This window comes from Burkholderia sp. Se-20378 (assembly GCF_017104665.1).
In the GTDB taxonomy this organism is placed as follows: Bacteria; Pseudomonadota; Gammaproteobacteria; order Burkholderiales; family Burkholderiaceae; genus Burkholderia; species Burkholderia lata.
This window is the reverse complement of record NZ_JAAGPG010000260.1, coordinates 1-11,668: the sequence shown is the minus strand read 5'-3', so window position 1 is coordinate 11,668 and position 11,668 is coordinate 1. Positions and strand designations below refer to the sequence as shown.

7 protein-coding genes and 1 pseudogene are annotated in these 11,668 nt (G+C 65.4%); 7 read left to right on the top strand and 1 reads right to left on the bottom strand.

Translation table 11 applies throughout. The features are described 5' to 3' along the window. On the top strand, window positions 1-444 hold a 444-nt coding region (locus G3N93_RS24010), incomplete at its 5' end, for a glycerophosphodiester phosphodiesterase family protein (RefSeq protein WP_277396565.1). Between the two features lie 170 nt (window positions 445-614). Here G3N93_RS24010 and G3N93_RS24005 read toward each other — a convergent pair. Further along, entirely contained in the window at window positions 615-1,346 is a 732-nt protein-coding gene (locus G3N93_RS24005) for an OmpW family protein (protein WP_174939822.1), read from the bottom strand. A gap of 193 nt (window positions 1,347-1,539) precedes the next feature. Here G3N93_RS24005 and G3N93_RS24000 point away from each other — a divergent pair, with 193 nt between their 5' ends. From G3N93_RS24000 to G3N93_RS41690, 6 genes and pseudogenes are all read left to right on the top strand, one after another. Further along, window positions 1,540-2,253, top strand: coding sequence for a transposase (locus tag G3N93_RS24000; RefSeq protein WP_006477151.1), 714 nt, complete (start codon window positions 1,540-1,542; stop codon window positions 2,251-2,253). Window positions 2,254-2,542: 289 nt separating this feature from the next. After that, window positions 2,543-7,246, top strand: coding sequence for a glutamate synthase-related protein (locus G3N93_RS23995; protein ID WP_174939820.1), 4,704 nt, complete (start codon window positions 2,543-2,545; stop codon window positions 7,244-7,246). A gap of 85 nt (window positions 7,247-7,331) precedes the next feature. Then, entirely contained in the window at window positions 7,332-8,798 is a 1,467-nt protein-coding gene (locus tag G3N93_RS23990) for a glutamate synthase subunit beta (protein ID WP_206134103.1), read from the top strand. Between the two features lie 61 nt (window positions 8,799-8,859). After that, a complete protein-coding gene (locus G3N93_RS23985) occupies window positions 8,860-9,939 on the top strand; it encodes a phytanoyl-CoA dioxygenase family protein (protein ID WP_206134102.1) in 1,080 nt (359 codons plus the stop codon). 159 nt (window positions 9,940-10,098) lie between these two features. Beyond that, window positions 10,099-11,589 (top strand): sodium:alanine symporter family protein, encoded by a 1,491-nt coding sequence (locus tag G3N93_RS23980; RefSeq protein WP_174939815.1) that lies wholly within the window; start codon window positions 10,099-10,101, stop codon window positions 11,587-11,589. Continuing rightward, window positions 11,586-11,668, top strand: a pseudogene (locus G3N93_RS41690) (RNA 2',3'-cyclic phosphodiesterase); the annotation flags it as partial. The gene G3N93_RS23980 and the pseudogene G3N93_RS41690, both read left to right, overlap by 4 nt.

Below are 11,668 nucleotides of genomic sequence, written 5' to 3'. Positions count from 1 at the left end.
CACGGGCTGGCCGCGAATGTCGAGATCAAGCCATGCCCGGGACGCGAGCGCGAGACGGGGCAGCGCGTGGCGGCCGACGCGGCCGCGTACTGGCGTGACGCCGCGGTTCCGCCGCTCCTGTCGTCGTTCTCGTTCGACGCACTGCAACAGGCGCGTGCGACGGTGCCGGCGCTGCCACGCGGGATGCTCTACGAGGCCGTGCCGGACGACTGGCATGCGCAAGTCGTCGGCGCGCTCGGCTGCGTTTCGTTGCATGCAGACCACAAACGGCTCGACGAACCGCTCGTGCGAGCGATCAAGGCGGCCGGGCTGCGCATCCTGGTTTACACGGTGAATGACCTCGAGCGGGCGCGTGAACTCGCGCGCTGGGGCGTCGATGCGGTCTGTACGGACCGCATCGACCTGATTGCCCCTGATGCGCTGGACGACATCGACAGCGCCTGACGGCCGCGCCTGCGGCCGGCGAAACGCGTATCGGGAACGTACCTGACGCGAAAAAACGACGCCCCGACGGGATTCCCGCCGGGGCGTTTCGCATCGTGGAGACGTTACGTCAGGAAAAATCCGCTACAAATTGCAGCAGGATTAACCATTCCCCAAATATTCGACTACGCTTAGAAGCGGTAGCCGACGTTCAGGTACGTCACGATCGGGTTCAGCGAGATATGGGCCTTCGACGTCTCCGTCAACGTACCGACCGGCGTCCGGCGGGCCGTCGTGAAGGTCGCGGTCACGCTGACCGGGATGTACGACATCGAGAAGCCGGCGAACCAGTGTTTCGTGAAGTTGTACGTGAAGCCGGCGTTGAACACGGGCGCCCACTGGTTGCTGGTCTGCGCGCTGGTCGGGCCGCCGAGCACGCCGTTCTCGAACGCGCTGTTTGTGATCTTCGCGCCGGTGAACCAGATATACGTCGCGCCGACGCCGACATACGGACGGAACTTCGCGTTGGCGTCGTTGAAGTAGTACTTGAGGAGGAGCGCGGGGCTCCACTGGTACGCGCGGCCAAGCGTACCAAAATTCGAGAACTGGCCCTTGCCGGTGATGTCGAACTTCGGCGGAATGCCGGCGATGAACTCCGTGGCGATGTGGTCGGTCACGAAGTAACCGGTCGCCAGCGCAAGCGTGTCGGCGTCGTTGATGCCGGCGCCGGTGTTGGGCACCGATTGGTTGATGGGCGTGCCGCCGACGCCGTAGAGGAACAGCGGGTCGCTGCTGTCCTGCGGCGCAAGGTGCAGCCAGCCGGTGCTGACGTAGAAATCACCTGCGGATTGTGCATGTGCCGTACCGCCCGCGAAAGCGAATGCGAGCGCTGCGGCCCCCGTAATGGCCAGTTTTCGTTTCATTGTGTCTCCTCCGATCAAAGGCGTGCTCATTATGACGACTGCGTTTAAAACCAAACAAGCTCGTAAGTTAGAGTTTTCTCCCTAGGATTCGTACGACCGTACGCTTTCGCGCCTAGCGGGGACAGGCATTCTACGCAGGTGCGCAATTTCGGACCCCCGGGTATTTCCTAACGCGTTCAAACGGACATTCAGCATGGCACGGTTAGCACGACTCTACGTTCCCGACCAGCCGCAGCACGTGATACTGCGCGGCTTGGATCAGCAACCCGCGTTCGTCGACGACCAGGACTACGAACTCTTCATCGATTGCCTGAAGGCCGCCGCACGCGATCATCACCTGTCGGTGCATGCCTACGTGCTGCTGCCGCGCCAGGTGCAACTGCTCGTGACGCCGAGCGACGAAGCGAGCCTGCCGAAAGCGATGCAGGCGGTCGGTCGCCGCTACGTCGCGCATTTCAACCGGCGCTATTCGCGGCGCGGCACCCTGTGGGAAGGCCGCTATCGCGCGACCGTGATCGAAGGCGAGCGCTATTTCCTGCTCGCGAGCCGCGTGGTCGAGATGAGCCCGGTGCGCGCGCAGCTCGTCGCGACGCCCGAGGCCTATCGCTGGTCGAGCTATCGGCACCACGTCGGGCTCACCGTCGACAGCCTGATCACCGACCATCCGCTCTACTGGGCGCTCGGCAACACGCCGTTCGACCGTCAGCGCGCGTACAAGGAGCTGTGCGAGCAGCCGCTCGACGAGCGGCAGGCCGACCAGCTGCAGCAGGCGACGTTGAAGGGCTGGGTGCTCGGCGGCGAGAATTATCGCGAGTGGGCGGCGCGTACCGCGAACCGGCGCGTGTCGCCGCTGCCGCGCGGACGCCCCAGAAAGGTGCGTGAAAACACGCCGCCGATCCAGCAGTAACGCAGGAACGGCGGTTCAGGAGGCGGCGCTGCGGGCGCCGCTTCTTTTTGCACCAAAACGATACGGCCCCATTAAAACGGCACCAGATCGAGGCATCCATTTAATTGGGGTTCTATCAAACGGTTTTTGTTGCTATTCCTTTGATTCGTCGCGTATATTCCGAATTCCGGTGGCCCGGGCGAAGCATGCCCAACCACTGTCGGCCGCGCCGTCTCCCGTCGGGAGCGGGATCGACGGCAACAAGAAAATGGTTCAACGGCCTCCAGGCCCCCTTTACGACGGTGTCCCCATGAACGACCACCAGCAGCCGCTCGCCGCGGTGCCCGCCGCACAAGGTCTGTATGACCCGCAAAACGAACACGACGCCTGTGGCGTCGGCTTCGTCGCTCACATCAAGGGCAAGAAGAGTCACGAGATCATTCAGCAGGGTCTGAAGATCCTCGAGAACCTCGATCACCGTGGCGCGGTCGGCGCCGATCCGCTGATGGGCGATGGCGCGGGCATCCTGATCCAGATTCCGGACGCGTTCTATCGCGAGGAAATGGCGAAGCAGGGCGTGAATCTGCCGCCGGCGGGTGAATATGGGGTCGGCATGATCTTCCTGCCGAAGGAAAACGCATCGCGTCTCGCGTGCGAGCAGGAGCTCGAGCGCACGGTGAAGGCCGAAGGCCAGGTCGTGCTCGGCTGGCGCGACGTGCCGGTCGACCATGCGATGCCGATTTCGCCGACCGTGAAGGCGAGCGAGCCGCTGATCCGCCAGATCTTCATCGGTCGCGGCAAGGACATCATGGTGACGGACGCGCTCGAGCGGAAGCTGTACGTGATCCGCAAGACGGCGAGCCACCGCATCCAGGCGCTGAAGCTCAAGCACGGCAAGGAATACTTCGTGCCGTCGATGTCGGCGCGCACGATCGTCTACAAGGGGCTGCTGCTCGCAGGCCAGGTCGGCGTGTATTACCGCGACCTGCAGGATACGCGCGTCGTGTCGGCGCTCGCGCTCGTGCACCAGCGCTTCTCGACCAACACGTTCCCGGCGTGGGAACTGGCTCACCCGTACCGGATGATCGCGCACAACGGCGAGATCAACACCGTGAAGGGCAACGTGAACTGGCTGAACGCGCGTACCGGCGCGATCGCGTCGCACGTGCTCGCCGACGATCTGCCGAAGCTGTGGCCGCTGATCTACCCGGGCCAGTCGGATACGGCCTCGTTCGACAACTGTCTCGAGCTGCTGGTGATGGCCGGCTACCCGCTCGTGCACGCGGTGATGATGATGATCCCGGAAGCATGGGAACAGCACACGCTGATGGACGAGAACCGCCGCGCGTTCTACGAATACCACGCCGCGATGATGGAGCCGTGGGACGGTCCGGCCGCGATCGCGTTCACCGACGGCCGCCAGATCGGCGCGACGCTCGACCGTAACGGCCTGCGCCCGGCGCGCTACATCGTCACCGACGACGACCTCGTCATCATGGCGTCGGAAGCCGGCACGCTGCCGATCCCCGAATCGAAGATCGTCAAGAAGTGGCGCCTGCAGCCGGGCAAGATGTTCCTGATCGACATGGAACACGGCCGCATCATCGACGACAAGGAACTCAAGGACAACCTCGCGAACGCGAAGCCGTACAAGAGCTGGATCGACGCCGTGCGCATCAAGCTCGACGAGATCGAGCCGAAGGCCGAGGAAGTCGCGGCCGGCCGCACGCAGGGCGCCGCGCTGCTCGACCGCCAGCAGGCGTTCGGCTATACGCAGGAAGACCTGAAGTTCCTGATGGCGCCGATGGCCCAGCAGGGTGAAGAAGCCGTCGGTTCGATGGGCAACGACTCGCCGCTGGCGGTGATGTCGAACAAGAACAAGACGCTCTATCACTACTTCAAGCAGCTGTTCGCGCAGGTCACGAACCCGCCGATCGACCCGATCCGCGAGAACATGGTCATGTCGCTCGTGTCGTTCATCGGCCCGAAGCCGAACCTGCTCGACACGAACAACATCAACCCGCCGATGCGTCTCGAAGTGTCGCAGCCGGTGCTCGACTTCAAGGACATCGCGAAGATCCGCGCGATCGACCAGTACACGGGCGGCAAGTTCAGCGCATACGAGCTGAACATCTGCTACCCGGTCGCCTGGGGCAAGGAAGGCATCGAGGCGCGCCTCGCGTCGCTGTGCGCGGAAGCCGTCGACGCGGTGAAGTCGGGCTACAACATGCTGATCGTGTCGGACCGCAAGACGGACGCCGAGCATGTCGCGATTCCGGCGCTGCTCGCCACGTCGGCGATCCACTCGCACCTCGTCCAGCAAGGGCTGCGCACGAGCACGGGCCTCGTCGTCGAGACGGGCTCGGCGCGTGAAACGCACCACTTCGCGCTGCTCGCGGGCTACGGCGCGGAAGCCGTGCACCCGTACCTCGCGATGGAAACGCTCGCGAAGATGGCCGAAGGGCTGCCGGGCGACCTGTCGCCGGAGAAGGCCGTCTACAACTTCACGAAGGCGGTCGGCAAGGGCCTGCAGAAGGTGATGTCGAAGATGGGCATCTCGACGTACATGTCGTACACGGGTGCGCAGATCTTCGAAGCGCTCGGCCTGTCGAGCGACCTCGTCGAGAAGTACTTCAAGGGCACGGCATCGAAGGTCGGCGGCATCGGCCTGTTCGAAGTCGCGGAAGAGGCGATCCGCCTGCACCGCGACGCGTTCGGCGACAACCCGGTCCTGCGCGACATGCTCGACGCGGGCGGCGAGTACGCGTACCGCGTGCGTGGCGAAGACCACATGTGGACGCCGGATTCGATCGCGAAGCTGCAGCACGCGACGCGCAGCAACTCGTACCAGACGTACAAGGAATACGCGCACCTGATCAACGACCAGACCAAGCGTCACATGACGTTCCGCGGCCTGTTCGAGTTCAAGGTCGAGCCGACCAAGGCGATCCCGATCGACGACGTCGAATCGGCGAAGGACATCGTCAAGCGCTTCGCGACGGGTGCGATGTCGCTCGGTTCGATCAGCACCGAAGCGCACGCAACCCTCGCGGTCGCGATGAACCGGATCGGCGGCAAGTCGAACACCGGCGAAGGCGGCGAGGACCAGAAGCGCTACCGCAACGAACTGCGCGGCATTCCGATCAAGGCCGGCGAGACGCTGAAGTCGGTGATCGGCGACGAGATCGTCAGCGACATTCCGCTGCAGGACGGCGATTCGCTGCGCTCGAAGATCAAGCAGGTCGCGTCGGGCCGCTTCGGCGTCACCGCCGAGTACCTCGCGTCGGCCGACCAGATCCAGATCAAGATGGCGCAGGGCGCGAAGCCGGGCGAAGGCGGCCAGCTGCCGGGCCACAAGGTGTCCGAATACATCGGCAAGCTGCGTTACTCGGTGCCGGGTGTCGGCCTGATCTCGCCGCCGCCGCACCACGACATCTACTCGATCGAGGATCTGGCGCAGCTGATCCACGACCTGAAGAACGTGAACCCGAGCTCGAGCATCTCCGTGAAGCTCGTGTCGGAAGTGGGCGTCGGCACGGTCGCGGCCGGTGTCGCGAAGGCGAAGGCCGATCACGTCGTGATCGCCGGCCATGACGGCGGCACGGGTGCATCGCCGCTGTCGTCGGTCAAGCATGCGGGCACGCCGTGGGAACTCGGCCTGGCCGAAACGCAGCAGACGCTGGTGCTGAACCGCCTGCGCGGCCGCATCCGCGTGCAGGCCGACGGCCAGATGAAGACGGGCCGCGACGTCGTGATCGGCGCGCTGCTCGGCGCGGACGAATTCGGCTTCGCGACGGCACCGCTGGTCGTCGAAGGCTGCATCATGATGCGCAAGTGCCACCTGAACACGTGCCCGGTCGGCGTCGCGACGCAGGATCCGGTGCTGCGTGCGAAGTTCAAGGGCCAGCCCGAGCACGTCGTGAACTACTTCTTCTTCGTCGCCGAGGAAGTGCGCGAGATCATGGCGCAGCTCGGCGTCGCGAAGTTCGACGACCTGATCGGCCGCGCCGACCTGCTCGACACCCGCAAGGGCATCGAGCACTGGAAGGCGAAGGGCCTCGACTTCTCGCGCGTGTTCTACCAGCCGGAAGAGTGCGAGGACGTCGCGCCGCGTCACGTCGACGTGCAGGATCACGGCCTCGAGCGCGCGCTCGACCACGTGCTGATTGAGAAGGCGAAGGCCGCGATCGAGAACGGCGAGCATGTGTCGTTCATCCAGCCGGTGCGCAACGTGAACCGTACGGTCGGCGCAATGCTGTCGGGCGTGATCGCGAAGAAGCACGGCCACGACGGCCTGGCCGACGACGCGGTGCACATCCAGCTGAAGGGCACGGCCGGCCAGAGCTTCGGCGCGTTCCTCGCGAAGGGCGTGACGCTCGACCTCGTCGGCGACGGCAACGACTACGTCGGCAAGGGCCTGTCGGGTGGCCGGATCATCATCCGCCCGACCAACGACTTCCGCGGCAAGTCCGAGGAAAACATCATCTGCGGCAACACGGTGATGTACGGCGCGATCGAAGGCGAATCGTTCTTCCGCGGTGTGGCGGGCGAGCGCTTCTGCGTGCGCAACTCGGGTGCGACGGCGGTCGTCGAAGGCACGGGCGACCACGGTTGCGAATACATGACGGGCGGCACGGTCGTCGTGCTCGGCGAGACCGGGCGCAACTTCGCGGCCGGCATGTCGGGCGGTCTCGCATACATCTACGATCCGGAAGGCACGTTCGCGGCGAAGTGTAACAAGTCGATGGTCGCGCTCGAGCCGGTGCTGCAGCAGGCCGAGCAGGAGCGCACGGTCGACCGCGCGCTCTGGCATGCGGGCACGACGGACGAAGCGCTGCTCAAGGGGCTCATCGAGCGTCATTTCCAGTTCACGGGTTCGCCGCGCGCGAAGTCGCTGCTGGAAAACTGGGACGCGGCGCGCCGCCAGTTCGTGAAGGTGTTCCCGCACGAATACAAGCGCGCGCTGGGCGAGATCGGTGCGAAGAAGGCGGCGAAGGAAGAACTGGCCGCCTGAGCGACGAACGACATAGCGAATGCCGCGCGCGCATGATTGCCGCGCGCGGCTCCCCCACCCGATACACCGAACAGAAGAGCACCTTATGGGCAAGGCAACCGGTTTTCTGGAGTTCGAACGCCGCCACGAGGCGTACGAAGCACCGCTCACGCGCGTGAAGCACTACAAGGAATTCGTCGCGGCACTGACCGACGCGGACGCGAAGGTTCAGGGCGCGCGCTGCATGGATTGCGGCATCCCGTTCTGCAACAACGGCTGCCCGGTCAACAACATCATTCCGGACTTCAACGATCTCGTTTACCGCCAGGACTGGCAGCAGGCGATCGAAGTCCTGCATTCGACCAACAACTTCCCGGAGTTCACGGGCCGCATCTGCCCGGCGCCGTGCGAAGCAGCCTGCACGCTCGGGATCAACGACGACCCGGTCGGCATCAAGTCGATCGAGCACGCGATCATCGACAAGGCCTGGGCGGAAGGCTGGGTGAAGCCGCTGCCGGCCGAACACAAGACGGGCAAGAAGGTCGCGGTCGTCGGCTCGGGCCCCGCGGGTCTTGCCGCCGCGCAGCAGCTCGCGCGTGCCGGCCACGACGTGACGGTGTTCGAGAAGAACGATCGCGTCGGCGGCCTGCTGCGCTACGGGATCCCCGACTTCAAGCTCGAGAAGTGGCTGATCGACCGCCGCATGCGCCAGATGGAAGCGGAAGGCGTGACGTTCCGCACCAGCGTGTTCATCGGCAAGGATCCGCTGCCCGAGTCGATCGGCAGCCTCGCGAAGGAAACCATCTCGCCGGACACGCTGAAGGAAGAATTCGACGCGGTCGTGATCGCCGGCGGTTCGGAAACGCCGCGCGACCTGCCGGTGCCGGGCCGCGAACTCGCGGGCGTTCACTATGCGATGGACTTCCTGCCGCAGCAGAACCGCGTGAACGCGGGCGACAAGCTCGTCGACCAGCTGCTCGCAAAGGGCAAGCACGTGATCGTGATCGGCGGCGGCGACACCGGTTCGGACTGCGTCGGCACGTCGAACCGTCACGGTGCGAAGCAGGTCACGCAGTTCGAGCTGCTGCCGCAGCCGCCGGAAGAGGAAAACAAGCCGCTCGTGTGGCCGTACTGGCCGATCAAGCTGCGCACGTCGTCGTCGCACGACGAAGGTTGCGAGCGCGACTGGGCGGTCGCGACGAAGCGTCTCGAAGGCAAGAACGGCAAGGTCGAGAAGCTGATCGCGGTGCGCGTCGAGTGGAAGGACGGCAAGATGCAGGAAGTGCCGGGCTCCGAGTTCGAAATGAAGGCCGACCTCGTGCTGCTCGCGATGGGCTTCACGCAGCCGGCGGCACCCGTGCTCGAGGCATTCGGCGTCGCGAAGGATGCGCGCGGCAATGCGCGCGCGGCGACCGAAGGCGATCGTTCGTACTACACGTCGGTCGACAAGGTGTTCGCGGCGGGCGACATGCGCCGCGGCCAGTCGCTCGTGGTGTGGGCGATCCGCGAAGGTCGCCAGTGCGCGCGTTCGGTCGATGCGTACCTGATGGGGCATTCGAACCTGCCGCGTTGAGCTGAACCTCGCGAGCGGGCTTTGATGAAAGACGGGCGTCCGGAAGGGCGCCCGTTTTTTTATGCGTGCGCCGGAGGGCCGTTGCCGCTTAACATGCGCGAAACAGGGTGCAGGCGTTGGCCTATCGCCGGTCGAAGCCTGTTTCAGCCACGAACGTATCGCGCAGTCCATGTCTCGAGAAAACGCCCCGGAAATCACCCGACCGTGCTTGACGGACGACGGCCAGCGCGTCCGGCTGGACGAGGTCGTCGCGCTGCTGCTTTCGTTCGGCCCCGGTCTTCACGTCGAGGATCACGCATTCGTCGGACGACAGCGGCCGATCGAAGTCGCGCAGGACATTGCCGACGCGATCCACGCCCGGGTGGCGCTGGAGGGCTTCGCCCAGTTCACCCCGGGCGACGACGTGCGGAGCACCCTTCCGCTCGCGGCGATGCGCGACATGGTGACGAGCCTCGTACAGGCCGGCATTCCACCGGTGTTCGCGTTCGTGTGCGATGAATTCTGGCTCACGTACTGGCGGTTGCACCGGATCGTCCAGGCGGCGCTAGGTGCCGACACCTACCAGTTGATGCCGGATTTCTGGGTATGGCACGTGCGCGCGAACGCGGGGCAGGCCGGCTGGAGCATGCACCGCGATGCGGGGGCGAGATCGCTGCTGCCGGACGGTCGCGCCGGCGCGCTGTCGCTGTGGATCCCGCTGACACCCGTCGATTCGTCCACCGGTTGCGTGATGTTGCTGCCGAAGCATTGCGATCCCGACTATGGAACGGATCGCGTGTCGCAGGCCGAATTCGACGTGCGGGACATCCGCGCGCTTCCCGGGCTCGCCGGCGACCTGATGATGTGGAGCCAGGCGGTGCTGCACTGGGGCGGCCGCGGCAGCCCGCTGTCGGACATGCCGCGGATCAGCATGTCAATGGGCGTGCAGGTCGACAGCCTGGGCCCCCTGAACCCGCCGCTGCTGAAATCCGATGTGTTGCCGGATGCCGGGCTGCGGCTCGAACTGATCGCCAAGCAGATCCTGCAGTACGAGCGATTCGCGTCGATCGAACCTGCGTGGGCGCATTTTGCGCGCGTCTTGCTCGCCAGCGGATTGTCCGGGCTGGTCTTTGATATTCCGGACGCGTGGAGGCTTCACTGACGCAGCGGAGCATGCCGCGTCATTCGGACTGGCGACCGCGGGTAACTCATTGAATATCTTTCATTTTGTAATGTTCCTTGCGAACTGTCATATCATGTCGCCCCTCGGGCCGCATTCGCGGTGGCCGCATGTGACTGACCCTATTTACAAGGACTCTGGATGGAAGCATTCGTGCAAGGGCTGATCGACGCCGTCAACGGCGTGCTGTGGAACTACGTGCTGATTGCGCTGCTGCTCGGCGTGGGCGTGTGGTTCACGCTGCGGTTCCGGATGATCCAGCTGAAGGCGCTGTTGCTCAGCGTGAAACTGGTCGGCAGCAAGGGCGAGCCGGGCAGCATCTCGTCGTTCCAGGCGTTCGCGACCGGGCTCGCGAGCCGCGTCGGCACCGGCAACATCGCCGGCGTCGCGGTCGCGCTGACGGTCGGCGGGCCCGGTGCGATCTTCTGGATGTGGATGACCGCGCTGGTCGGGATGTCGTCCGCGTTCGTCGAGGCGACGCTCGCGCAGATCTTCAAGGTGTCGCACCCGGACGGCAGCTATCGCGGCGGCCCCGCGTACTACATCCAGACGGGCCTGCGTTCGCGCGGCTTCGGCGTGCTGTTCTCGCTGTCGCTGATCCTCGCATTCGGCTTCGTGTTCAACGCGGTGCAGGCCAATGCGATCGCGGACGCGTTCGACACGTCGTTCGGCTGGAGCCGCGCGACCGTCGGTCTCGCGCTCGTGCTGCTGACCGCGCCGATCATCTTCGGCGGGATCCGCCGGATCGCGGCGGTCGCGCAGGTGATCGTGCCGCTGATGGCGATCGGCTACCTCGCACTCGCGGTCTACGCGGTCGCGACGCATCTTGCGCTGGTGCCGGGCGTGATCGCGCTGATCGTGAAGAGCGCGTTCGGTCTCGAGCAGGCGGCGGGCGGCCTGACGGGCTATGCGGTCAGCCAGGCGGTCGCGATGGGCGTGAAGCGCGGGCTGTTCTCGAACGAGGCCGGCATGGGCAGCGCGCCGAATGCGGCGGCGACCGCCAGCACGCGGCATCCGGTCGTGCAGGGGCTGATCCAGATGCTCGGCGTGTTCGTCGACACGATCGTGATTTGCAGCGCGACCGCCTTCGTGATCCTGCTGTCGGGCCAGTACGAACTGGGCACCGGCATGGAAGGGGCGGCACTCACGCAGCGCTCGATCGCGAGCCACGTCGGCGACTGGGGCGGCATCTACATGGCGTTCGCGATCTTCTTCTTCGCGTACTCGTCGGTGATCGGCAACTACGCGTATGCGGAAGGCAACGTCGAATTCATCACGAAGCGGCGCGGCGTGCTGCCGCTGTTCCGCGTCGCGGTGCTCGCGATGGTGATGTTCGGCAGCGTCGGGCAACTGCCGCTCGTGTGGGCGATGGCCGATACGAGCATGGGGCTGATGGCGATCATCAACCTGATCGCGATCCTCGCGCTCGGCAAGTACGCGCATGCGGCATGGCGCGACTATCGCCGCCAGCGCGCGGCAGGCGTTGCCGATCCGGTGTTCACGCGCAACACGATTCCGGAACTCGCGAACGTGTTGCCGGCCGACGTGTGGGGCGAGCATGGCCCGCTGCCGCAGCGTCCGGCCGCGGCCGATGCCGCAAGCGTGCCGCGCGCGGTGGTGCGCGAGTCATGAACGGCGACCGGCTGCGCGTGTTCGTCGCGCTGATGCCCGATGCGGCATCGCGCGACGCGCTGCACGCGTTGCCGGTCAA